This is a genomic window from Actinomyces provencensis, from assembly GCF_900155435.1.
Lineage (GTDB): Bacteria > Actinomycetota > Actinomycetes > Actinomycetales > Actinomycetaceae > Pauljensenia > Pauljensenia provencensis.
Window position 1 is genome coordinate 1,736,769 of sequence record NZ_LT700212.1, and the last position, 22,727, is coordinate 1,759,495.

Sequence of the window (22,727 nt, forward strand, 5' to 3'; positions counted from 1 at the left end):
CGCGCACGCCGCGCCACGCCCCCGAAGCGGGGCCCCTCGGGACGCCGAGGCACTTCCCCTCAAGCACGCACCCGCCGCACCCCGAGGCATGCCCTGCAGGCACCTCCCCTCAGGACCCCCGAGGACGCCTCGCTGAACCGTCGGGGCTCGCTTCTTCCGCACACACCGTGACACGCGGGGCCCGGGCCGCCCTCGTCCGGCGGGGACTGCCTCGCCACGGCAGACAATGTCGGCACTTCAGTGCGGGGGTGACCCGCGAGGTGGTCCGTGACCTGCATGGACGCACAGGCAATGACCGGCAGTGTCCAGTTCGGCGCCCACATTGTCTGTCGAGGAGTCACCGATGCTGCCTCGCGCACGACCTCACCGCGTGCCGGGGGTCTCATCGGCAATGAGGGTCCGCCCCTCCACGCGCACCCATCGGGAACAACGCCCCACCGCCAGAGCCGCCACCGCCGCGACCTTGACCACGACCGCGACCTCGACCTCGACCTCGACCTCGACCTCGACCTCGACCTCGAACCATGCCCGACTGGCATCGGGGCTTGCTCCCATCGCCCGGAAGGCTCGCACCGAGCCCTCTCAGCCCATTCACAGCCCACTCCCCGAGTTCCCTTGGTTCGGGGAAGCATCCTCTTTCCGTGACCAACGAGAACATCACCACTCCCGGCAGCCAGAACCCCACCCCCGCGCCAACGACAGCTCCGGGCACCCAGGAGCAGTGGGCACACCACCAGGGCACCCAGCAGGGTCAGCCCGTCAGCGCAAATCCGTGGGCCCAGACCACATCGAGCACCGGGAGCAACGCCGCCGGGAGCCCGGTGCACACCCCTCCGAGCACTGCGTACTCCCCAGCGCCAGCGCCCTCAACGGTCCTGGCGACGGGCGTGCAGGCTTGGGACCGTGCGACCGACCCGGGCGGCCCCGGGGGATCTGCCTACTCCGCCGCACCTGCGGAACCCCGGGGGCCGGGATGGTCCGCGCGGCGCTTCGGTGTGAAGGTCTTGGCGGGGGCGGCCGCAGTGGCACTGGTGGCAGGAGGCGTGGGCGGATACGCGATCGGGCACACCGTCGCCGTCTCCCAGATCTCGAACCAACTGGGGGGCACCTCCGACATGATGGGTCCCCGAACTGGGAACGAGCAGATGGGCCCCGGGGGGAACTCCGGGGACCAGGGCGGGACGCCGGGAGGGACCGAGGAAGGGACGGGGGCCGGCACAGGGACCAGCACAGGGACCGTGTTCGCACCGACGGGCGAGTCCGCCTCCACCGTGGACGCCTGACCCGCCAACCCATCCCCCCACTCACAGCCCAACCCCCACACCCCTCACCCCCACTTGCCGCACCCATCCGCCCCACCCGACGCGCTCGGCCAGGCGCCCACCCGACACCCTGACCCCACAGACCCCTGGCCCGGGCCGCCTCCCGGGCCAGGTGGGCCGCCCCGAGCAACTCCCGAGACGGCCTCCGCGACGACACCCACCGGGCCAACAGAACCCGGGCCGACACCCACCGGGCCAACGCCCACCGGGCCAACGCCCACCGGAATGGAAGACGCGGCACATCACGCGCCCTCCGCTTGCCGCCTTCGCGACACTGTGTCAGATTCGACCGTGAGAGCCCGACCGGGCTTCCACCGTCGAGGGGAGACCCGTGTTCCTGGCCCTGCGCGAGATCCGCCACCAACCCACCAAGTTCGCCCTCATCATCGCGGTGATCGCCCTGGTCAGCTACCTGACCTTCTTCCTGGCAGCACTCGCCGGCGGGCTCGCCCACTCCTACCGTTCTGCCGTGGACGACTGGAGGGCGACCAGCATCGTGTTGACGGAAGCCTCCAACAACAACGTCTCCGCGTCCCGCCTCTCCGAGGACCAGGTCGCGGCCGTGCCCAGCTCACCCGACACCTCGACCCTGTTGACCACGCCCGTCGTCGTGGAGGACGCGGCCGGCACCAAGCTCGACGCCTCGGCATTCGGGCTCCCCGACGGGTCCTTCCTCGCCCCCGCCCTCGTCGAGGGAGAGGCCCCCACCGACCCCAGCCGCCAGGTGGTGGCCGATGACTCCCTCAAGGACNCGAGATGACGTTGAGGATGAAGGAGTCGATGCCGGTGGCGAACGTCGCCACCCACAGGGCTCCCGTGCCGACCGCGATCGCGCACACGGCAGCCAACAGCGGCATCCCCGCCGCCAGCAGACCCCCGAAGACGATGACCATGATCAGCAGGGCCACCGGCAGCCCCACCAGCTCCCCGGCAACCAGGTCGTGGCGGACCTGGTCGAGGATCGCCTCCGAGATCACGTGCTCGGAGACCTGCTCCACCTCGGCGCCCGGGAACTGGTCGCGCAGCGCGTCCCGGTAGGAGTCCACCGCCCCGGCCAGTGCCGCCTGGGCGGCGTCCCCCGCCTCCGTTCCGGGTTCGTCGACGAGGGCGACCACTGCGACGTACCCGTCACCGGCCGTGGACATCAGGGCCCGGGCCTCCTGGGAGGTGGGATCGGGCAGGGCGAAGGGATCGACGACGGAGTCGACACCCCGGACCTCGAGGAGGCTGCGGTGCCCGTCCACGAACTCGGCGACGGCTGCGGGCTCCGCGGCCAGGTCCAGTCCGGAGACCACGACGGTGCTGGTGGTCCCGGAGTCATCGGAGCCGTTGCCAGAGGTCAGCTCGGACACCTTCTCGGACTGGGAGCCGGGGACCACGAAGTCGGAGGTCTTCATCTGGTCGAAGAGACCGCCCTGCCCGAATCCCCACAGGGCCGCCGTGCCCGCCAGCGCCACCAGCAACACCCAGGTGACCACGACCAGGACGGGGCGGCGGGTGACGACCCGACCGATGCGATCGAACAACGGGACTCCTCAGCTGCGGTTGTCGGGGGCGCCGGTCCCGCCGTTCCACCGACCGGGTGCCGCGCCACACCCGACAACGCTACCGAGGGGGGGCGCACCCCACCACGGGGAGACCCCCACCGGCTGGCGAGCTTGCTCACGCCCCCACACCACCCGCGCTCCGCAGCAGGGCACCCATTCCTCCGGCCGGGACCTCAGTGGCCCGAGCCTCTCCCAGGCGCCCATGACCTCCAGCCGGACGGCGGGCAGCGCTACCCTCGACTCCATGCACCCTGACTGGATCGAGCACCGGCGCTCCGGGGACGGAGAACTCCTCGGCTGGATACTGCCCGAGGGCGAGGGCTTCGTCGCCATCGACCGGCTGGGTCACGCACGGACTGCGGCCCTCGACTGGGCAGAGGCGGAGGGGACGCTCGAGGACCTCGGCCTGGGCTACCTCGCGGAGGCCTACGAGCTCCGCATGACGGACGGGACCCGGCAGCGGGTGCGCCTGGTCGAGGTGTCCACCGAAGCGGTCACGGTCAAGGAGGAGGACTGGGGCGACATCACCGTCCCCCAGACCACACACACCCTTCCCTTCCCCGCTCCAGCTGCTCTGCGCGTCCGCGGCAGCTCCACATGACCGGCCCGGGCGAGCTGACCGGGCCAGCAGATCCACCCACACCCCTCACCCTGGCCGGACACCGGGCGCTGCGCTGGGGCGGCGACTCCGAGCACGTCCTCCTCGCGGTCCACGGCATGTCGGGGCACAAGGCCGATCCCATGGTCCGGGCGGTGGCCCGTGGTGGTGCCCTGGCCGGGTGCACGACCATCAGCGTCGACATGCCCGGCCACGGGGACCGCAGCGATCGCGAAGCACTGACCCCCTGGGCCTACTGCGGGGAACTGGCCGGAGCCGCACAGGAGGTCTCCGCCACCCACGGCCGCGTCAGCCTCTTCGCCTGCAGCCTGGGGGCGTTCATGGCGCTGCACGCACTGGCGGAGAGCCCCCTGGACCGGGCCCTCCTCGCCGCGCCGCTGGTCGACATGGAGGCGTTCATCCTCCGGAAGATGACCCTGCAGGGAGTCAGTGAGCGCGAACTGCGGGCCCGCCGCCACATCCCCCTGGCCGACTGGCAGTCCCTGGACTGGGCCTACCTCACCTGGGTCCGGCGCCACCCCACGCGCTGGCACCACCCCACCAGCGTCCTGTACGGCAGGTCGGACGCCATCGTCCCCCGCGCGGACATCGACTCCTTCACGAGGGCGACCGGCGCGCAGCTCCAGGTCATCCCCGCGGGCCACTACCTCCACACGCCCCACGACCTGGCCGTGCTGCGGCGCTGGGTGACGGGACGACTGGCGGACATGCCCGCCGGACCCACCGGACCCACCGGCTCCCTGTCGCTCAGAAGGTGACGTCGGAGGCGGGTAGCACGGCCGCCTCGCGACCGGGCGCGTCCTGGAAGGACCAGTAGAGGTTCGTGTGGGCGATGACCTCCTGGGGAGCGGGTGCACCGTACTCGCTGACGTCCTCCGTGGTGTGGGAGTCCCCGACCAGGGTGACGTCGTAACCGCGGGTGAACGCTCCGTGCAGGGTGGAGCGCACGCAGGCGTCCGTCTGTGCCCCGGTGACGAACAGACGCCCCACGCCTCCACGGTCGAGGACCTCCTCCAGGTCGGTCGCCTCGAAGGAGTCGCCGTAGCGCTTGGAGACGCGGGCCTCCCCCTCCACCGGGTCCAACCCGTCCACCAGCTCCCATCCCGAGGAGTTCTCCTCGAGCTCCCCGTCGCTGTGCTGGACCCACACCACGGGCGCACCCGCGCCGCGGGCGCGCTCGACGAGGTCCGCGATCCTCGCGGTGACGCCAGCGACGTCGACCGCGTGCGCGACGACGTCCTTCTGCATGTCGATGACCAGGAGCGCGCTCGCCGTGCGGGTGGGGAAGAGTGACATGGGACAAGGGTATGTGGCCCCACTCTCGTCCGCCTCCGGTGGCGGGGTCCGCACGCTCCCCCGGCGGCTCGTCACCCCGCCGCACTCACTGCGTCCTCACCACCGCCACTTCGAGCAGGTGGTCATCACCCTCGCGCGGGCTGCCGCGCCCGTCCGTGTTGTTCGTGAGGATCCACAACCGGCCCGTGGGTGAGACGGCGACGTCACGCAAGCGCCCGTACTCCCCCGCGAAGTGCTCCCCCGAGGCAGTGGGGTCGGCCACCGGCACGCTGCGCAGGACACTCCCCCTCAAGTTCGCGATGAAGACCGTGCCCCCGATGACGGTGATGCCGCTGGGGCTGGCCGCAGATGTCGCCCACTGCTGGACCGGATCGATGAACCGCTCGTCCCCTCCCGCGCCCTCCACCTCCGGCCAGCCGTAGTTCCCACCCGGGGTGATCACATTGAGCTCGTCCCAGGTGTTCTGGCCGAACTCGCTGGAGAAGAGCGTGCCGTCCGCCGACCACGCCAGGCCCTGGGGATTGCGGTGGCCGAGGCTGTACACCGGGGAGCCGGGGAACGGGTTGTCCGCGGGCACCGCGCCATCAGGGGTCAGGCGCAGGATCTTCCCGGCCAGGCTGTCCAGGTCCTGGGCCTCCCCGCTGCGCCCCGCATCACCGACCGTCACGTGGAGCATCCCGTCGGGTCCGAAGGCGATCCGCCCACCGTTGTGGGTGCCCGCGGAGGGCAGGCCCTCGATGACGGTCTCCGCGGGCCCCAGCCCCAGGGACCCGGGACTGCCGGTGAGCGCATGGCGCTGGACGCGGTTGCCGCCCTCGCCGGTGGAGTAGACGTACAGGCGGGAGCGGGCATCCACCGCCAGGCCGAGCAGTCCGCCCTCCCCGCCNTTCGGGGCTCGAAGTCCGCCCCGGACAGCAGCACCCGTCCTGCAGTTCCGCCCCGCACCGTCAGGAACCCAGGCCAGCGAGCAGACGGACGGCCATGACCCCCATCACCAGGGCCACCGACGCCTCGAACACCCTCCATGCAGTCCCGGTCGCGAGCAGTGGTCGCAGGGCACGTGAGCCGAACCCGAGCAGGCAGAACCAGGTCAGGCTCGCAATGCCCGCGCCTGCAGCGAATGCCCACGGCACGGGCTGTGCGGCTGAGACGGAGCCGAGCAGCACGACGGTGTCGAGGTAGACGTGGGGGTTGAGCCAGGTGAGGGTCAGCGTGCGCCGGGCGACCGAGCGGGCACTCGCACGACCTCCACTCGCATCGACATCCAGGGCGTCAGGGGCGATCGCCCGACGCAGCGCCTGGAGTCCGTAGACGGCGAGCACCCCGGCACCGGCCAGGGTGGCCGTGGTGAGCAGACCTGGGTGGGAAGCGACCAACGCCCCGAGGCCCACCGTGCCCGCCGAGATGAGTGCGAAGTCGCTGAGGATGCACACCGCGACCGCGACGCCCGCATGCTCCCCACGCACGCCCTGTCTCAGGACCAGTGCGTTCTGCGGACCGATCGCGACGATGAGTCCGAAGCCCATGGCCGTTCCCGACAGCAGAGCGGGAAGGGCGCCCCGAAGGGATTCGGCCAGCACCGCGGGAAGGGCACCTTGCAGGGACGCGGGCAGCCAGGCGAGGAGCGCCGGGAGCGGCACCGCGCCGCAGACGCTCGGTGCGAACGGGGTGCCGAGTACCGGGATCTGCCACATGCGACAGACACTACGAAGACCCCGGCTCAACAGTCCAGCGATTGTTTCTCGGGTTCCATTAGCGCGGCTGTTGGTATGATCCGGTCATGGAATGGGACCTCCCCCAGTTGCGCGCCCTCGTCACCACCGTCGACGAGGGAACCCTGGAGGCTGCGGCACGCACCCTGCACATCACGCCCTCGGCTGTCTCCCAACGCCTCAAGGCCCTCGAACGCAACGTCGGGGCTGTCCTGCTCAGCCGCTCCCGACCCGTGCGTGTCACCGAGGCCGGCAAGCCGGTGCTCCAGCTGGCCCGCCAACTCGGCGAGCTCACCTCCCGCACGGAGCGCGCACTGGGCGCCTCCGGCGGCACCCTCCTGAGGCTCGCGGTCAACGCGGACTCCCTCTCGGCGTGGGTCCTGGAAGCGCTCACGCCCCTGGCGGCGACCACACCCATCGAGTTCGTCCGCGCGGACCAGGACGACACCGCGGAGCTGCTGCGCGACGGCAGCGTCATGGGTGCCATCACCTCCCAGGCGCGACCCGTCCAGGGCTGCAGGTCCACCCGGCTGGGGACACAGCGCTACCACGCGGTGGCACAGACAGACTTCGTCGCCCGGCACTTCACGGATGGGGTGAACAGGGCTTCCCTCTCGGCAGCGCCCGTGGTCGTCTTCGACGAGCACGACCACCTCCAGGACACCTTCCTGCGTCGCCACCGCATCGATCCCGCGACGCCTCCCCACCACGTCGTGCCCGCCACAGCAGAGTTCGGTGAAGCCGTCCAACTGGGCTACGGCTGGGGAATGCTCATGTCCTCCCAGTTCGGCACGGGTGAGCGCCGGGTCCGAGCCATCTCGGGTGAGCCACCGGAGCGCGCACCCCATGTCGACGTCACCCTCTACTGGCAGCAGTGGGAACTGCGCACCCCGGACCTCGACGAGGCCGCCCGCCTCATCCGCCGGGCCGCCACCGATGCCCTGGAGGGGGCACAGCACTCCTGACAGCCCGGGCCGGCGCGGCGAACCCCTGACAGGCGCCGGCATCCGGCCCGTGGCAGGATCCTTCCCCAGGGTCCCCATTCGCGCAGCCCGGGAGTCTCCCCGGAGCCCGGGTGAGCTCCGCGGCACGGGAGCCCTGCACTGCCCGGACACCGACGCCATCAGACACGCCGCGCTGACCGACGTTCCCCAGCCGTCGCAGCCCATCGCGCAGCCGCGAGGCCCCCACCTCACTCGTGCAGGCCGAACCTCTCGTGCAGGCGCCGCAACGGTGCCGGAGCCCACCAGTTCCACCGTCCCAGCAGGGTCATCGTGGCCGGGACCAACAGCAGTCTGGTCAGCGTCGCATCGGTGGCGACCATGATCGCCAGTGCCACACCGATCTGCTTGATCGCCAGCATCTGCCCGGCGGTGAACCCGATGAAGACCGCGATGATGATCGCCGCCGCAGAGGTGATGATGCGCCCGGAGCGCTGGAGCCCGCGCTCCACCGCAGTGTCGTTGTCCAGGCCCTGGTCCCAGTACTCCTTGATCCGGGCCAGGAGGAAGACCTCGTAGTCCATCGCCAACCCGAACCCGAAGGCCACCATGCAGGCCACGATGAAGGTCTCCAACCCCTGAGTCCGGGGCACGCCGAAGAGCCCGTGCTCGAAGACCAGCGTCGTGAGACCGAGCGAGGCCAACAGGGACAGGGAGTTGATGATGAGGGCCTTGACGGGGACCAGCAGGGAACCCGTCATGAGGAACAGCAGCACGAGCACCGCAGCCGCCACGACGGCCAGGGCACCGGGGGCGTCCTGGACGAGGGCGTGGGTGAAGTCGTGCTGCAGGGCGGCGCCGCCCCCGACCCACCACCCGTGACCGGGGTCCAGGTCACGCATGGCGAGCATGACATCGGTGACTTCCTCCCCCACCGGGTCGGAGGCGTCGACGCGCACGTCGAGCACGCTCATCGACGGGTCCGATCCCAGCTCCGCCACGCGCACGTCCTCGACCCCGGGGATGTCGCGCACCTGCTCGACGAGGTCCTGGGTCCCGTTCACCGGCATGTCGGCCACCGCCTGGACCGAGGGCACGGCCAGTGCCGGGTAGTCCGCCTGGACGGTGTCGAAGGCCGCCCGCAGTTGCGTGCCCGTCGGGATGTAGTCGGTGAAGTTGTTGCGCAGCTCCAGGCCCTTCAGCGGCAGCGCCATGGCGACCAGCACCAGCGCACTGGCGCCCATCACCCACCACGGGCGGGCGTGCACGCTGCGCGCCAGGCGGGAGAAGAAGCCGTCGTCGCCGGAGGAGTCCCCCACCGCTGCGACCACCCGACGCAGCCCGGGGACCCTCGTGACGGGCGAGGGTCGCAGGATGCGCCCACCGAGCAGGGTCAGCAGCGCCGGCACCAGGGTGACGGAGGCCAGGAGGGCGAGCAGCGTCACGAGCATCCCGCCGAACCCGATGGTGCGCAGCACGTGGGTGCGCATGACGAGCAGGCCGACCATGGCGAAGGCGATGGTCACCGCCGAGAAGGTGACGGTGCGCCCGGCGGTCGCGACCGAGCGTCGCACCGCGGCGGCGATCGCGTCGCGCCCGGGTGCACTCCCCACCGATCTCCCCGCCCCGCCCGTCGTTCCGTCCCCCGCCCCGCCCTGTGCCCCGCCCAGTCCCCCGGGCACCGCCCCGCCCGCACCCGGTCCGAGACCCTTCGTCTCCTCACGGAAGCGACTCACCACCAGCAGCCCGTAGTCGATCGACAGCGCCACCCCGATGATCGAGATGACGTTGAGGATGAAGGAGTCGATGCCGGTGGCGAACGTCGCCACCCACAGGGCTCCCGTGCCGACCGCGATCGCGCACACGGCAGCCAACAGCGGCATCCCCGCCGCCAGCAGACCCCCGAAGACGATGACCATGATCAGCAGGGCCACCGGCAGCCCCACCAGCTCCCCGGCAACCAGGTCGTGGCGGACCTGGTCGAGGATCGCCTCCGAGATCACGTGCTCGGAGACCTGCTCCACCTCGGCGCCCGGGAACTGGTCGCGCAGCGCGTCCCGGTAGGAGTCCACCGCCCCGGCCAGTGCCGCCTGGGCGGCGTCCCCCGCCTCCGTTCCGGGTTCGTCGACGAGGGCGACCACTGCGACGTACCCGTCACCGGCCGTGGACATCAGGGCCCGGGCCTCCTGGGAGGTGGGATCGGGCAGGGCGAAGGGATCGACGACGGAGTCGACACCCCGGACCTCGAGGAGGCTGCGGTGCCCGTCCACGAACTCGGCGACGGCTGCGGGCTCCGCGGCCAGGTCCAGTCCGGAGACCACGACGGTGCTGGTGGTCCCGGAGTCATCGGAGCCGTTGCCAGAGGTCAGCTCGGACACCTTCTCGGACTGGGAGCCGGGGACCACGAAGTCGGAGGTCTTCATCTGGTCGAAGAGACCGCCCTGCCCGAATCCCCACAGGGCCGCCGTGCCCGCCAGCGCCACCAGCAACACCCAGGTGACCACGACCAGGACGGGGCGGCGGGTGACGACCCGACCGATGCGATCGAACAACGGGACTCCTCAGCTGCGGTTGTCGGGGGCGCCGGTCCCGCCGTTCCACCGACCGGGTGCCGCGCCACACCCGACAACGCTACCGAGGGGGGGCGCACCCCACCACGGGGAGACCCCCACCGGCTGGCGAGCTTGCTCACGCCCCCACACCACCCGCGCTCCGCAGCAGGGCACCCATTCCTCCGGCCGGGACCTCAGTGGCCCGAGCCTCTCCCAGGCGCCCATGACCTCCAGCCGGACGGCGGGCAGCGCTACCCTCGACTCCATGCACCCTGACTGGATCGAGCACCGGCGCTCCGGGGACGGAGAACTCCTCGGCTGGATACTGCCCGAGGGCGAGGGCTTCGTCGCCATCGACNCCTCAGCAGTCACCCATCACCCACACCGGGGCGGCGATGGAACGCACCGTTCCCCCCTCGGCCATGACCTCGGTGCCCTTCTCCCCGTCCTGCGTGATGTCGAGCAGGAAGCGTTCCCAGGTGACGCCCTCGTGGGCCCAGGACTCGGTGGTCGCCGCCGGCGCGCGCTGGGCCACCTCCGCCACGGCCATCCCCAGGGTCACTCCCTCCGGTGTCGCCACCGGCAGGGTGGGGAGGTCTCCCGCCCCTCCCGCCAGTCCCAGCCACCACGTGCCGGACGCGTCGGTGCCCTCGTGCCGGATCGTCAGCCCGTTCCAGGACAGTGCGGTCGTCGGACCGGAGCAGTAGCCGTCGCCCTCGTCGAAGGCGGCCACCGGCTCCCCCAGCGCCTGCGTCAGTGCCTCCACGGCTGCGGAGGCGGGCCCCTCGTAGGGGATGACGGGCGCATCGGCGGACCCGTCGTCCACGGAGATGCCGGCGGTGTGGATGAGGACTCCCACGGCCTGCGGTGTCGACCGGGCGCTGCTCGTGGCGCTGGGGCCGGGAGCGGGCGTGGAGGCTGTCGAGGAGTCCTGGCCGGTGAGCACCGCGATCCCGGAGATCCCCTCGGCCACGGTGCCCAGCAGCGTCCAGGTCTCGAGGTTGTCGCTGTGGTGGACCTCGCCGCGCGAGGGTGCGCTCCCCCGGGAGCCGTAGGTGGGCGTGTCCACCGCGTACCACCCGTCGGGCCCGGCACTGAGCCCGGTGAGGTGGGGACGGTCGGGCCGGGTCGCACCCGTCTGCCAGGTGGTCCCGTCCACGCTGGTGCCAGCCAGTCCGAGGGGGCGGTCCTTCTCCGCCATGTTCTCCTCGATGCCCGTGGGGTCCCGCTCCGACCCGACGAAGCCCCAGGTCCGGCCGTCGTGGTGGACGTCCATGTCCAGGATCTCGGAGTCGAGGTGGTGGCGGGTCCAGGTGCGCGCGTCCTCGCTGGTGAACTCCACCAGCTCACAGATGCGGTAGGCGCACTCGGTGGCCGTCATCACCCACAGTCCGTCGCCGTACCCCACGGAGCGCACCATCTGGCCCATGACCTTCCCCGAGCTCGCCAGGCGACTGTTCCCGTAGGGGTCCGTGGTGGCGACGCGCTCCCACGAGGCCCCGTCCTCGCTCAGGTACACCGCGCCCGCGGAGCCGTCACCCGCACCGCCCTCCTCGGCGAAGGAGCGGTCCCCCACCGCGACCCACACGCCGTCACCGTGGGCGACGTCCACCAGGGGGTCGATGACCTCGAGCGGGTCCGACCAGGTCCGCCCGTCCGTGCTCGTGTGGATGATGCCGCCCGAGTCGGTGTGCCCCACGGCCACCGCGAGCCCCTCGGAGGCGTCGACGTCGGAGAGGGGGCCCGTGTCGAAGACCTTCTCCCAGGTCGCCCCGTCCTCGGAGACGTGGATCGAGCCCGTGGTCGCAGGCTCCATGATGCCGTCCCTGACGGTGGCGTCCTCGACGGTCACCAGGAGGAGGGGATCCGTCTCCCCCTCGATGCCTCCGGCGGCGAGTTCCACGACGGCCGCGGTGTCCACGTGCAGGGCGCTGAGTGAGTCCATGGGGTCGGGTGCCGCCGACACGGCGTGCACCGCGCCCGCGTCGAAGCCGTCCCAGGCCGTCCCCCGGAACGTCGCTCCCCGGACGACGGTCCCCGTCGCGGGCGGGAGGAGGGGGTTGCCACAGGCGCAGCGCACGGCCGGGAGTCCGCGGGCATCGACGAGGACGGCCGTGCCGGCCTGCAGGAGCGCCGTGAACGCCACCGCACCGTTGCCCTCGAAACGGTGGTTGGTGACCAGGGTGTCGACCGTCAGGTGGACGGGGGAGAGCCCCGCCAGGTGCTCCCCGATCTGGTCCACCGGCACCCCCCGGGCCCGGGCCCAGGCGGAGGCGGTCGCGGTGTCGGCGCCGAGGCGCGCGGCCAGGGCCGCCGCGTCGCAGACGGTGGTGGTCGGTGAGTGGGCGTAGAGGCCCTCCGTGTCACCGCCGGTGGAGCGCACGCCCGTGGTCGCATCGGCCGTGAGGGCGGAGCTGCGTTCCTCCACGCCGGCCCTCAGGGTGCTGCTGAAGGTGGCGGGGGCTGACTCCGCAGCTGCATCGACGAAGGGGGCCGGCCCCGCCGCCGCGGCGGGTTCGAGTTCGACGGCCTCGGAGCTGCGGCCCTGGTTCCAGAAGACGACCCCACCGACCACCAGGAGCAGCGCGAGGGCGGCGGCGATGAGAGCCGGGAGACGACGGGACCTGCGGGTGGGCGCGGAGGAGGGGACGGGGGCGGCGGTGGGGGGTGGGTCGTCCATGGGGGTCTCCTCGGGACATGCGACGGGGGGACGTACGACTCCGGGACTTCGGGGCCCCGGGGCTCCGGGTCCCCGGGGACGCTGCTGGAGAGGTGCAGCGGGGACGTTCATCTGGGGGAGGCAACTCGGGCAGACAACTCGGGGAGGCAGCTCGGGGAGGCAGCTCGGAGGGCGGCTCTGGCGGCGCGACCGGGACTGCGCCGCCGGAGGGGTGCCACCCGAGGATGTGGAAGACGGACGTCAACCCGCGACAGGTGTCAGTGAGCCTAACAGGGACCTAGGTCACATTCCACGGTTCTGTTCAAAATGCGAACTTCCGGTCCGGCGACCCCTCTCGGGACATCCGGTGGACCGTCCAGGGACCCACTCCCACCGCGGGCACGGCCGGGAAACTACTCTGGGGCACGGTGCTGGGGCTCCTCCCCCATCCCATCGACCCACTCACCCCGGGGGCGCCGTGAAAGACCTAAGAGGTTCCGCCAATAGGTCATGGTTTTCGGGTGGGTCGGGTGTCCCAGCGGTGGGTGGTCCAGGCTCGGTGGATGAGTTGTCGGGTGATGATGACTGAGTTCGCGAGGCGGATGAAGGCATCGATGACGCGGATGCGTTTCTCGGTGCAGATCTGGAGTTTGCGGAAGCCTCTGGTGTGCCAGGAGTTCGTGCGTTCCACCATCCAGCGTTTCCCGGCTTGGAGGGGCTCGCCCTTCTTGCTGATGACATAGTCGCACCCCAGGGTGTCCAAGAGGTCGCGGGTCTTCTTCGAGTCGTAACCAGCGTCGAGGTGGACCGTGATCTCGTTGGGCAGGTCGAACCCGAAGCGGGCCACCTGCTCCAGTGTTTCCTCCAGGAGTGGTGAGTCAGGCCGGTTGGCCCCTGCGATGACGAACCCGATGGGCAGACCTTGGCCCTCGATCATCAGGGAGCGTTTCGTGCCCTGTTTGCCCCGATCAACGGGGCTCCGTCCTGCGGCTTCACCCCCGCACGGTGCTTTCACGATGCACCCGTCCACGGTGAGGTCCTCCAGTTGGAGGCCGAGCATCTTGTCTGCCGCCTTCAGGCACAGGTCCTCGAGGTCTTGGAAGATTCCGGCCTGAATCCACTCATCTCTGCGCCGCCGGATCGTGGTGGCTGAACAGGTCGTATCCGCCACTCCCTCATAGGGGATGCCCCACTTGAGGACCTGGATGAGCTTGTCGAAGACGATGCGCGCATCCACCCGGGGGCGGTGGCATCCCAGGGGGTGAGTGTCCACCACGGGTGGAATCAGGGCGCGGAACTGGTCCCAGATGGGTTCGATGATGGAAGATGGAAGAGCGGGCATGAGGAACCCCCTGGCAGCACTGATTTCTTGGTCGAAACCGTGTGTAGCAGGCCTCATGCCCGCAGCCCCACAACGACACACCCCCACCTATCGGCGGAACCTCTAAGGTCCACTGGTCGGCCGAGACCGTCCTGGACGCGTGCTGCGCCCCGGGCGCGACCACGACCCCGTGCTGGTCAGACGGTGCCGTGTCCCCCAGGCGCGAGCCGTCGTCGAAGAGGACGTCGAGGGCGACCGCGGTGGCGGCGTACGCGTCCCGGATGTCCGCCTGCGAGCGGTCGAGCACGGCGAACACGGCGTATTCGAGCACGTCCCCCTCGCGGACCACGGTGCCCTCCACCGGTGCGCCCGGCAGGGTGGCGCGGAGGTCGCCACCGGCTGCGCCCGAATCCCCGGAGCCGCCCGAGTCCCCGGAGCCGCCCGTGTCCCCGCCCTCGGAGCGGTACCGCCACACGGGTCCCGGCACGAGCCCCTGCCCCGGACGCGACGCCGGCGCGGATACCGGGCCGTCGACCGCCCCAACCATCAGCCTGCGGTCGTCCCCGTCCGCATGCAGGGGCCTCGCGGCACCGTCGGCGGTGGAGGTGGACGCGGGTGCGTGACCCGTGGTCGCCCTCGTCCCCGTCGGGTGCGCGGCAGGCTGTCGACCCGTGCCCGTCGAGGACGGACCCCCGGCATCGCGGGAGGGACCCTCGAATGACTGTGCTCGTCCCATCCCCATGCTCCGTGTGCTCCTGGATGTCGAAGGTGTGGGTGGCGCGTCGCCACGTCGGACGGCCACGGTTCCGGTGGGGACGTGCTGCTGCCGCGCTGCGGGTTGCCGAACGGTGGGAGACCCCGTCCGGACCTGTGCAGAGGTCACGACCGGACCACGCCCGAGCACCTGAGCGTAGTCCTCCCCGCCACCCGTCTCTCCTCGTGGCGCGGCCCTGCCAACCGTGTCGGGCCCGGCCGGGTGCCGGACCCGACCAACGCCTCAGGGCACGAGGTGCCCGGACGTGCGGAACAGTTCGTACCACTCGGCGCGGGTGAGCGGCAGGTCGGACCCGGCGGCCGCCTGCGTGACGCGGTCGGGGGTCGTCGTCCCCAGCACGACCTGCATGTGCGCGGGATGTCGGGTGATCCAGGCGGTGGCGATCGCCATCGGGGAGACGTCGTACGTGGCGGCCATGCGGTCGATGGCCGCATTGAGTTCGGGGTAGTCGGGGGAGCCGAGGAAGACGCCGGTGAAGAACCCCGCCTGGAAGGGCGACCAGGCCTGGATGGTGATGTCGTTGAGGCGGCAGTAATCCACGATGCCGCCACCGTCGCGGGTCACCGACTGGGGTTCGGCCAGCATGTTGGCGGCCACCCCCTGGGCGATGATCGGCTCGTGCGTGATGGACAACTGCAGCTGGTTGGCGACGATCGGCTGGCGCACGTGCCTGCGCAGAAGGTCGATCTGACGCGGCGTGTGGTTGGAGACCCCGAAGTTGAGGACCTTGCCCGCGTCCTGGAGCTCGTCGAAGGCGCGTGCCACCTCCTCGGGTTCCACGAGGGCGTCGGGGCGGTGCAGCAGGAGGATGTCGATGTGGTCGGTCCCCAGCGCGGCGAGCGACCCCTCGACGGACTCCACGAGGTGGTCGCGGGAGAAGTCGAAGTAGGGCCCGTCCTTGACGATGCCGGCCTTGGTCTGGATCGTGATCCCGTCGCGTTCCGAGGGGGTGAGCTGCATGGCCTCGGCGAAGCGGCGCTCGCACTCGTGCAGTTCGTCGCCGTAGACGTCGGCATGGTCGAAGAAGTCGATGCCGGCGTCGCGCGCGGAGTGCACGAGCTCGCGGATCTCGTCGTCGGACTTCTCCGCGATGCGCATGAGTCCGAGGACGACGTTGGGGGCGGTGATGTCCGTGCCCGGGAGTGTGAAGGTCTTCATGGTGCTCCTCAGCGGTGGTGGGTGTGTGGTCGGACGGTGTGTGGCCGGGTGACGCCGGTCCGGCGGGCGGCGCTGCTCCGGCCGTGGTGACGGGTGACGGATGACGAGGGCGCCCGCCGCCGGTTCATTCGGTGGTCGAGAGGCGCTCGACCTCGTCGGCGGTGAGTTCGAGGTCGGCCGCTCTGGCGGAGTCGCGGATGCTCGCAGGACGGGAGGCACCGGGGATGGGGACCACGACGGGGGCGAGGGCGAGCTCCCAGGCCAGCGCCACCTGCTGGGGGCTGACCCCGTGCGCCTCGGCCACCTCGCCGAACACGCGGTGGGCGGATCCCACGGACCCGGCCGCCCGGATGCCGCCCAGGGGCGACCACGGGATGAAGGCGATGCCGAGCTCGGCGCAGTGGCGCAGCTCCCCCATGCTGGAGCGGAACTTCGGGGAGAACTGGTTCTGCACGGAGACCAGGCGTCCGCCCAGCACCTCGTCGGCCTCGTCGATCTGGGCGACGGAGGCGTTGGAGATGCCGGCCATGGCGATCACGCCCTCGTCGAGGAGGTCGCGCAGGGCGCCCACGGACTCGGCGTAGGGCACCGAGGGGTCGGGGCGGTGGAACTGGTAGAGGCCGATGGTGTCGACCCCGAGGCGCCTGGCGGAGGCCTTGGCGGCGTCGATGAGGTGGGAGGGGCGGCCGTCCACGGTCCAGGAGCCGTCCCCGGGCCGGAGGTGTCCGCCCTTGGTGGCGACGAGGACGTCGCTGGTGTCGCCCCCGTAGGTGCGCAGGGCCTTGGCGATGAGCAGCTCGTTGTGCCCGACCTCGTCCGGGCCGATGTGGTAGGCGTCCGCGGTGTCGATGAGGGTGATGCCGGCGTCGAGGGCGGCGTGGATCGTGGCGATCGAGCGTGCCTCGTCGGGGCGGCCCTCGATCGACATCGGCATGCCCCCCAGGCCGATCTCACTGACGTCGCGGGAACCGATGGTGCGTCGTTGCATGTTCGCTCCAGTCCTGGTGTCGAGGATGTGCGGTTGCGTCTACGGTAGGCGGGAGCAACCTACAAGTAAAACAACTCAGAGTCATCCGATTCAGAAGCGGGAGCGGTCAATGGAGCTTCGCCAACTGGAGTACGTCGTCGCCCTGGCGGACGAGGGGCAGTTCACGAGGGCGGCCGCTGTCTGCGGCGTGTCCCAGTCGGGCCTCTCGGCGGCGATCCGCAGCCTCGAGGAGGAGCTCGCCTCCCCCCTGTTCGCCCGGACCACCCGCAGCGTCTCGCTCACCGACGCGGGCCGTGCCCTGCTGCCCTACGCCCGCACCACCGTCGCCCAGGCCTCGGCGGGGCGGGACGCCGTCGTGCGTGCCACGCACTCACTGTCCGGACGGCTGCGGGTGGGTGCCGAGCAGTGCCTCGGGCTGGTCGACGTGCCGCCCCTGCTGGAGCGGTTCCACCGCAGGTACCCCCTGGTCGACATCCACTTCACCCAGGCCGGGTCGCACGACCTCGTCGACCAAGTGCACGCCGACGCCCTCGACGTAGCGTTCGTGGCGACCACCGAGCACCTGGGCGTCGTCAACAGCATCGAGATCGGCCGCCGCCCCATCGTCCTGCTGGTCCCGGAGGGGCACCCCCTGGCCGGCGAGTCCACGGTGGGATGGTCGGACCTGCGCGACCACGAGTTCATCGACTTCCGCGAGTCGTGGGGAGTGCGCTCCCTCAACGATGCCGCATGCACGGCCCAGGGGGTGGAGCGCAGGATCCGGTGCACCGTGGACGACATCCACACCCTCCTCGACCTGATCCACCGGGGACTCGGCATCGCCCTCGTCCCCCAGCACGTCGCCGAGAAACCGCAGGCGAGCGGCCTGGTCGCCCTCCCCCTGCCGGCGGGCCTGACACCGTCGTGGGTGGTCTCGGCGATCACCGGCACACGCGCGGAGTCCTCGGCGGCGCGCCTGTTGGAGATCCTCGGACTGGACGGGACGGCGGAGGACGGGGCGACGGCGCGGACACGGGACGGGTTGGGGTCCTTCGCATGAGTTCACGCTGGGTCCCCAAGCCCACGCTCGAGGGTGACCTGGTGGTCCTGCGTCCCTTCGATGTCGCCGACGTGGATGTCATGGCGCGGATCCTCGCCGATCCGGAGGTCCTCCGGCTCACCGGGTCGGTCACGTCGACCGAGGAGATCCACCGGGCGAGCCCACTGGCCGATGACCGCACCCGGGAGTGGTACGCGTCCCGCGCACAGGTCGACGGGAGACTCGACCTGGCGGTCGTCGACAGGGCGAGCGACACCGTCGTCGGTGAGGTCGTGCTCAACGAGTTCGACCCGTCGAGCAACTCCGCGAGCTTCCGCACCCTGATGGGGCCCGAGGGGCGTGGCAGGGGTCTGGGCACCGAGGCCGCGCGGCTGATCCTGGGCCACGGGTTCGAGGTGATCGGGCTGCACCGGATCGGTCTCGACGTCTTCGCCTTCAACCCGCGCGCGCGGCACGTCTACGCCACGGTCGGCTTCGTCGTGGAGGGTGTCAAGCGCGACGCGTTCGCCTTCGACGGCGAGTACGTCGACGAGATCTGGATGTCGATCCTGGCCGATGAGTGGCGGCAGCTCCACGGTCGGCCCGGGACGGACTGAGGCGGGATTCCGCCTCGCCCCCTCGCCGCCCGTTTCGGGGTGGGCCCTGAGGACCTCATGCCCCGCTACGACGTGGAACGCGGATGGATGCCCGCCCCGTTCATGCCCGCATACAGGAAGGACCCGATCCCTTCCGGGACCGGGTCCAACCGACTGGTAGCGGGGACAGGATTTGAACCTGCGACCTCCGGGTTATGAGCCCGGCGAGCTACCGAACTGCTCCACCCCGCGTCGGTGAACACAACACTACCCGCCACCCACCGGCACTTCAACACAAGCTGCGGTGACATACCTCTCCGCCTCAGGAATCACTGACGACGATCTCCACCGGGATGTTCCCCCTGGTCGCATTCGAGTACGGGCACACCCGGTGTGCCTCCTCCGCCAGGTCCTGGGCCCGTTGGTGCTCCAGGCCGGGGACCACGACCTCCAGCTCCACCGCCAGGGTGAACCCACCACCCTCCTTCGGGTTGATCCCCACACGCGCCCCCACCGCGGTGTCGCTGACCCTGACGCCGGACTCCCGCGCCACCCGCAGCAGCGCGTTGTGGTAGCACGCCGCGTAGCCGGCGGCGAACAACAGCTCGGGGTTGACGCCCTCGCCCGACCCACCCAGCGCCACCGGCATCGCCAGATCCAGCTCCAGGCTGCCGGCAGGGGTGCCGTCAGACGTGGCCACGTGACCGTTGCGTCCCGCGCCGGTGGACAGGGCTTCTGCGGTGTAGAGGGCGTCCATGTGCTCCACGCTACGTGAACGACGTGCCCCGGACAATGGTCACGACCGGTCCGGCATGCCCCTGTGCCGCCCTCGTCGACCCACCTGTTCCTCGTCGGTGTCGACCCGCCCACCGGGTCCCCCCCGGACAGCGGGGGCAGGGTCCGGGGGACCACGTGGGGAGCCGTGGGAGCAGGGACCTCCGAACGCCGGGGGGCCGGGTGCGCGACCAGAACTCGGTCACCGCACCCGGCCCCCCGGACCTGACGTCTTCTCAGCCGTCGTTGGTGTCGGAGTCGGTGCCGGTGTCCTCACCCGACTGCGCGCCGCCCTCGTCAGTCCCCGGGGTCACGGCCCCCGAGACGTCCTGGCCGAGCTCCTGCTGTGCGGCCAGGGCCTGGGCCAGGGCGTCATCGAGCTTCTGCTGCTCAGCCCCGTAGGCCGCCCAGTCACCCGACTGGCGGGCCTCGTCGGAGGCCCTCATGGCATTGCTCGCATCGACCAGGGCCTGGTTGAGCCGCTCCTGGGCACTGCTGGGCCCGGTGGTCCCACCGTCGTCGTCACCCGAGTCCGCGTCGCCATTGCCCGCCACCGTCGCCTCGGAGTCCCCGCCGAAGGTCTGGTCGAGTGACTCCTCCAGGGTGGAGGCGAAACCGACCTGGTTGCCGAAGGCGGTCAGGACTGAACGCAGCACCGGGTAGGAGGCCGCGCCCTTGCCCTGGACGTACACGGGCTGCACGTACAGCAGTCCACCACCCACCGGCAGCGTCAGGAGGTTGCCCCTGATCACCGTCGAGTCGGACTGGTTCAGCAGGTTCAGCTGCGTGGCGATCGACTGGTTCGAGTCATAGGCGTTCTGGACCTGTCCGGGCCCGGGCACCGTCGTCGAGGACGGCAGTGCGATCAGGCGCAGCTTCCCGTACCCCTCACGGACCTTGCCCGCTTCGGACCCGGTCTCGGAGTCGACCGCCAGGAACCCGGCCATCGCCTCACGCCTGGACTCGCCACCGGGGACGAACACCGAGGTCAGGGAGAACTCCGCTGAGTCCTGGCTCGGCATCTTCATGGTCAGGTAGTACGGCGGCTGCACCGTGGTGGCCGTGGACTGGGTGGCGGTCTGGTCACTCTGGGCGGCGCTCGCCGCCGTGGAGGTCTCCTGCGCCAGCCTCCACCGGTCACCGCCGGTGTAGAACTCGGAGGCCTCGGTCACGTGGTAGGAGGTCAGCAGGTCACGCTGGACCTTGAAGAGGTCCTCCGGGTAGCGCAGGTGGCTCATGAGGTCACCGGAGATCTCCGAGATCGGCTTGACCGTGCCGGGGTAGACGTTCATCCAGGTCTGGAGGACCGGGTCGTCCTTGTCCCACTGGTACAGGCTGACCGACCCGTCATAGGCGTCGACGACGGCCTTGACGGAGTTGCGCATGTAGTTGACGGTGTTGGCCTGGATGAACTGCCCGGGTGTGTTCGACTGGGAGTCCACCGTGGACTGGTCGAGTGCCTGGTGCTCCGCATAGGGGTAGGAGTCCGAGGTCGTGTACGCGTCGACCACCCACACCAGGCGCTTGGGGGTGGAGGGGTCACCGTCCGTGTCCACGACCGCCGGATAGGGCTTCTGCTCCAGTGTCAGGTACGGCGCCACCTTGGCCACGCGCTGCAGGGGACTGCGGTCGTAGAGGATCTGCGAGGCGGAGTTCGTCTGGGAGGAGAAGAAGATGTCCGTCGACCCGAACTTGATCGAGTAGAGGAGCTTGTTCCAGAAGTTGCCGACACTGGGCCCACCGTCACCGGTGAAGGTCGTGCGGACCTGTCCGCCCGGCGCGTTGTCGTCGGGGTAGTCCAGCTCCTGGGCGTCCGCCCCGTCCTCCGCACCCACGATCGAGTAGTCCGGGGACGAGGGCGAGAAGTAGATCCTCGGCTCGTAGTCCCCCATCTCACCGACGGAGGGGATCGACTGCTCCCAGTAGGAGGGCAGACCGTCGGAGGTCACGGAGTTGCCGTAGGCGGCGACCACGCCGAAGCCGTGGGTGTAGACCGTGTGGCGGTTGACCCAGGTCTGCTGCTCCGAGGAGAGCCCATCCAGGTTCAACTCACGCATCGAGATGACCGTGTCGCGCCGTTCCCCGTCCACGGTGTAGCGGTCCACGGACATCCCCGAGTCGAAGCCGTAGTAGGGCCTGGACTGCTGCAGCTGCTGGACGGTCTTCGAGATCACCAGCGGGTCGAGAAGTCGGATCTGCGAGGTCGACTCCGAGTCCTCGCGCAGCTGGCCCGGCTCCGCATCCGTCTTGGCCGCGTACGTCTGGAACTCCATGTCGTCGAGCCCGTAGGCCTTCAGGGTGGCGTCGATGTTGCGCTGGATGAACTCCGACTCCAGCTCCCGCGCATTCGGGGTCACCCGGAACTGCTGGATCAGCGCCGGGTAGATGCCGCCGATCACCAGGGAGGACACGACGGTGACGACCACACCCGTCACGGGCAGGCGCCACGTGCCCCGGAAGGCCGCGACGACGAAGAGGACGGCCACCAGCACCGAGATGACGGCGAGGATGGCGCGTGCCGGCAGCACCGCGTGGATGTCGGAGTACAGGGCGCCGTCGGTGGGGTCACCCTGCTTGGTGAGCAGGCTGAACCAGCCCAGCAGGTAGCGCACGCCGATCATCAGGGAGATGCCGGCACCCAGCAGTCCGATCTGCATGCGCGCGGGCTTGGAGGCGTGTGGCCGGGGGCTGAACGCGATGGACCCGTAGAGGTAGTGGACGACGACCGCGCCGATGAGGGAGAAGACCAGGATGTTGAGCAGGAAGGAGGCGATGACCTCCAGCAGCGGCAGCGTGAACACGTAGAACCCGAGGTCGATGCCGAACTGCGGGTCCACCTCGCCGAAGGGTGTGCGGTTGAGGAAGGTCAGCACCGTCTGCCACTGCGAGGCGAGGCTCCCGGCGTTCGCCAGGCCCAGCAGCACGGGCACGCCCCAGAAGATCAGCGAGCGCAGCGGTGCGATCGCCTCCTGGTAGGCGCGCAGGTTGGCGGCGCCCTCGCCGCGCATGGTGGGCTGGCGCTTGCGGTAGGCCCAGTTCAGGGAGAACGCCATCGCCCCGAACACCACTGCGAAGCCGATGACGAAGAGGGCCGCCATGGTCCCCCACCGTGTCCAGATGATGCGTTCGGCCTTCATCTGCTCGAACCAGAGGATCTCGGTCCAGAAGCCGGAGGCCGCCCAGATGAACACACCGATGGCGACGATCACGAACAGTGTGATCGCCACGGGGCTCCTGAGGTTCGGCCCGTCGGAGGCACCCCTCTTCGGGTTCCTCGGCTGTGGGCGGGGGGATGGGAAGGCGCTCACCGCGTCGTCCTCTCAGTAGACAGTCGTCCGACCCATTCTATCCGCGTCCGCGCTTCCTGCCCCGCCGGAGCCCGCAGGTCCCGGCCCCACCGATGCCACGCGCGGGCCCGGCAGCGTTGCCGTGCTCGCCCGGTTCCGCAC

General features: G+C 70.6%; 18 protein-coding genes and 1 tRNA gene. 6 read left to right on the forward strand and 13 right to left on the reverse strand.

Annotated elements, in window-relative coordinates; all coding sequences use genetic code 11:
• Positions 1 to 363 precede the first annotated feature (363 nt).
• Positions 364 to 555: a hypothetical protein gene (locus BQ9890_RS15645; protein WP_154671905.1), complete on the reverse strand. Its 192-nt coding sequence runs from the start codon at positions 553 to 555 to the stop codon at positions 364 to 366.
• An 86-nt stretch (positions 556 to 641) separates the two neighbouring features.
• Between BQ9890_RS15645 and BQ9890_RS15310 the strand changes: the two genes are divergently transcribed.
• Positions 642 to 1,283: a hypothetical protein gene (locus BQ9890_RS15310; RefSeq protein ID WP_143226279.1), complete on the forward strand. Its 642-nt coding sequence runs from the start codon at positions 642 to 644 to the stop codon at positions 1,281 to 1,283.
• A 782-nt stretch (positions 1,284 to 2,065) separates the two neighbouring features.
• Here the strand turns inward: BQ9890_RS15310 and BQ9890_RS07685 are convergent.
• Positions 2,066 to 2,719 carry an MMPL family transporter gene (locus BQ9890_RS07685; protein WP_456047837.1) on the reverse strand — a complete coding sequence of 218 codons (654 nt, stop codon included), beginning with the start codon at positions 2,717 to 2,719 and terminating at the stop codon, positions 2,066 to 2,068.
• A gap of 394 nt (positions 2,720 to 3,113) precedes the next feature.
• On the opposite strand from BQ9890_RS07685, the gene BQ9890_RS07690 reads away from it, so the two are divergent.
• Entirely contained in the window at positions 3,114 to 3,470 is a 357-nt protein-coding gene (locus BQ9890_RS07690; protein WP_075892902.1) for a hypothetical protein, read from the forward strand.
• On the forward strand, positions 3,467 to 4,246 hold the full coding sequence (locus BQ9890_RS07695) for an alpha/beta hydrolase (protein ID WP_075890575.1): 780 nt from the start codon (positions 3,467 to 3,469) through the stop codon (positions 4,244 to 4,246). Before BQ9890_RS07690 ends, BQ9890_RS07695 begins: the two co-directional genes overlap by 4 nt.
• On the opposite strand, the gene BQ9890_RS07700 is transcribed toward BQ9890_RS07695, so the two are convergent.
• From BQ9890_RS07700 to BQ9890_RS07710, 3 genes are all read right to left on the reverse strand, one after another.
• Entirely contained in the window at positions 4,236 to 4,784 is a 549-nt protein-coding gene (locus BQ9890_RS07700; protein WP_075890577.1) for an isochorismatase family protein, read from the reverse strand. The genes BQ9890_RS07695 and BQ9890_RS07700 overlap by 11 nt on opposite strands.
• A gap of 85 nt (positions 4,785 to 4,869) precedes the next feature.
• The gene (locus BQ9890_RS07705) at positions 4,870 to 5,748 is read right to left on the reverse strand and encodes a PQQ-dependent sugar dehydrogenase (RefSeq protein WP_078062321.1); all 879 of its coding nucleotides are present in this window, start codon (positions 5,746 to 5,748) and stop codon (positions 4,870 to 4,872) included.
• Entirely contained in the window at positions 5,732 to 6,478 is a 747-nt protein-coding gene (locus tag BQ9890_RS07710) for a LysE/ArgO family amino acid transporter (RefSeq protein ID WP_230297874.1), read from the reverse strand. The genes BQ9890_RS07705 and BQ9890_RS07710 overlap by 17 nt, the downstream gene beginning before the upstream one ends.
• Positions 6,479 to 6,564: 86 nt before the next feature.
• Between BQ9890_RS07710 and BQ9890_RS07715 the strand changes: the two genes are divergently transcribed.
• Positions 6,565 to 7,461: an ArgP/LysG family DNA-binding transcriptional regulator gene (locus BQ9890_RS07715; RefSeq protein WP_075890581.1), complete on the forward strand. Its 897-nt coding sequence runs from the start codon at positions 6,565 to 6,567 to the stop codon at positions 7,459 to 7,461.
• A 227-nt stretch (positions 7,462 to 7,688) separates the two neighbouring features.
• On the opposite strand, the gene BQ9890_RS07720 is transcribed toward BQ9890_RS07715, so the two are convergent.
• The 5 genes from BQ9890_RS07720 to BQ9890_RS07740 form a co-directional block, all read right to left on the reverse strand.
• Positions 7,689 to 9,989: an MMPL family transporter gene (locus tag BQ9890_RS07720; RefSeq protein WP_075890583.1), complete on the reverse strand. Its 2,301-nt coding sequence runs from the start codon at positions 9,987 to 9,989 to the stop codon at positions 7,689 to 7,691.
• 361 nt (positions 9,990 to 10,350) lie between these two features.
• Positions 10,351 to 12,669 (reverse strand): DUF6777 domain-containing protein, encoded by a 2,319-nt coding sequence (locus BQ9890_RS07725; RefSeq protein ID WP_075890585.1) that lies wholly within the window; start codon positions 12,667 to 12,669, stop codon positions 10,351 to 10,353.
• 487 nt (positions 12,670 to 13,156) lie between these two features.
• Positions 13,157 to 13,990: an IS5 family transposase gene (locus BQ9890_RS07730; protein ID WP_078062322.1), complete on the reverse strand. Its 834-nt coding sequence runs from the start codon at positions 13,988 to 13,990 to the stop codon at positions 13,157 to 13,159.
• A 976-nt stretch (positions 13,991 to 14,966) separates the two neighbouring features.
• Positions 14,967 to 15,902, reverse strand: a complete 936-nt coding sequence (locus tag BQ9890_RS07735) for an aldo/keto reductase (RefSeq protein ID WP_075890587.1) — start codon at positions 15,900 to 15,902, stop codon at positions 14,967 to 14,969.
• A 124-nt stretch (positions 15,903 to 16,026) separates the two neighbouring features.
• Entirely contained in the window at positions 16,027 to 16,890 is an 864-nt protein-coding gene (locus BQ9890_RS07740; RefSeq protein WP_075890589.1) for an aldo/keto reductase, read from the reverse strand.
• Positions 16,891 to 16,999: 109 nt separating this feature from the next.
• On the opposite strand from BQ9890_RS07740, the gene BQ9890_RS07745 reads away from it, so the two are divergent.
• Entirely contained in the window at positions 17,000 to 17,929 is a 930-nt protein-coding gene (locus BQ9890_RS07745; RefSeq protein ID WP_075890591.1) for a LysR family transcriptional regulator, read from the forward strand.
• Positions 17,926 to 18,525, forward strand: coding sequence for a GNAT family N-acetyltransferase (locus BQ9890_RS07750; protein WP_075890593.1), 600 nt, complete (start codon positions 17,926 to 17,928; stop codon positions 18,523 to 18,525). The genes BQ9890_RS07745 and BQ9890_RS07750 overlap by 4 nt, the downstream gene beginning before the upstream one ends.
• A gap of 154 nt (positions 18,526 to 18,679) precedes the next feature.
• On the opposite strand, the gene BQ9890_RS07755 is transcribed toward BQ9890_RS07750, so the two are convergent.
• From BQ9890_RS07755 to BQ9890_RS07765, 3 genes are all read right to left on the reverse strand, one after another.
• A tRNA-Met gene (locus BQ9890_RS07755) sits at positions 18,680 to 18,756 on the reverse strand.
• A 70-nt stretch (positions 18,757 to 18,826) separates the two neighbouring features.
• Positions 18,827 to 19,261: an organic hydroperoxide resistance protein gene (locus tag BQ9890_RS07760; protein ID WP_075890595.1), complete on the reverse strand. Its 435-nt coding sequence runs from the start codon at positions 19,259 to 19,261 to the stop codon at positions 18,827 to 18,829.
• Positions 19,262 to 19,514: 253 nt separating this feature from the next.
• Entirely contained in the window at positions 19,515 to 22,586 is a 3,072-nt protein-coding gene (locus BQ9890_RS07765; RefSeq protein WP_075890597.1) for a UPF0182 family membrane protein, read from the reverse strand.
• Positions 22,587 to 22,727: the final 141 nt, after the last annotated feature.

Bases quoted from the DNA above. Each gene is read 5' to 3' on its own strand.
- BQ9890_RS15645 (WP_154671905.1), bottom strand. From the start codon at position 555: ATGGGAGCAAGCCCCGATGCCAGTCGGGCATGGTTCGAGGTCGAGGTC.
- BQ9890_RS07690 (WP_075892902.1), top strand. From the start codon at position 3,114: ATGCACCCTGACTGGATCGAGCACCGGCGCTCCGGGGACGGAGAACTC.
- BQ9890_RS07695 (WP_075890575.1), top strand. From the start codon at position 3,467: ATGACCGGCCCGGGCGAGCTGACCGGGCCAGCAGATCCACCCACACCC.
- BQ9890_RS07700 (WP_075890577.1), bottom strand. From the start codon at position 4,784: ATGTCACTCTTCCCCACCCGCACGGCGAGCGCGCTCCTGGTCATCGAC.
- BQ9890_RS07710 (WP_230297874.1), bottom strand. From the start codon at position 6,478: ATGTGGCAGATCCCGGTACTCGGCACCCCGTTCGCACCGAGCGTCTGC.
- BQ9890_RS07715 (WP_075890581.1), top strand. From the start codon at position 6,565: ATGGAATGGGACCTCCCCCAGTTGCGCGCCCTCGTCACCACCGTCGAC.
- BQ9890_RS07725 (WP_075890585.1), bottom strand. From the start codon at position 12,669: ATGGACGACCCACCCCCCACCGCCGCCCCCGTCCCCTCCTCCGCGCCC.
- BQ9890_RS07730 (WP_078062322.1), bottom strand. From the start codon at position 13,990: ATGCCCGCTCTTCCATCTTCCATCATCGAACCCATCTGGGACCAGTTC.
- BQ9890_RS07735 (WP_075890587.1), bottom strand. From the start codon at position 15,902: ATGAAGACCTTCACACTCCCGGGCACGGACATCACCGCCCCCAACGTC.
- BQ9890_RS07740 (WP_075890589.1), bottom strand. From the start codon at position 16,890: ATGCAACGACGCACCATCGGTTCCCGCGACGTCAGTGAGATCGGCCTG.
- BQ9890_RS07745 (WP_075890591.1), top strand. From the start codon at position 17,000: ATGGAGCTTCGCCAACTGGAGTACGTCGTCGCCCTGGCGGACGAGGGG.
- BQ9890_RS07750 (WP_075890593.1), top strand. From the start codon at position 17,926: ATGAGTTCACGCTGGGTCCCCAAGCCCACGCTCGAGGGTGACCTGGTG.
- BQ9890_RS07760 (WP_075890595.1), bottom strand. From the start codon at position 19,261: ATGGACGCCCTCTACACCGCAGAAGCCCTGTCCACCGGCGCGGGACGC.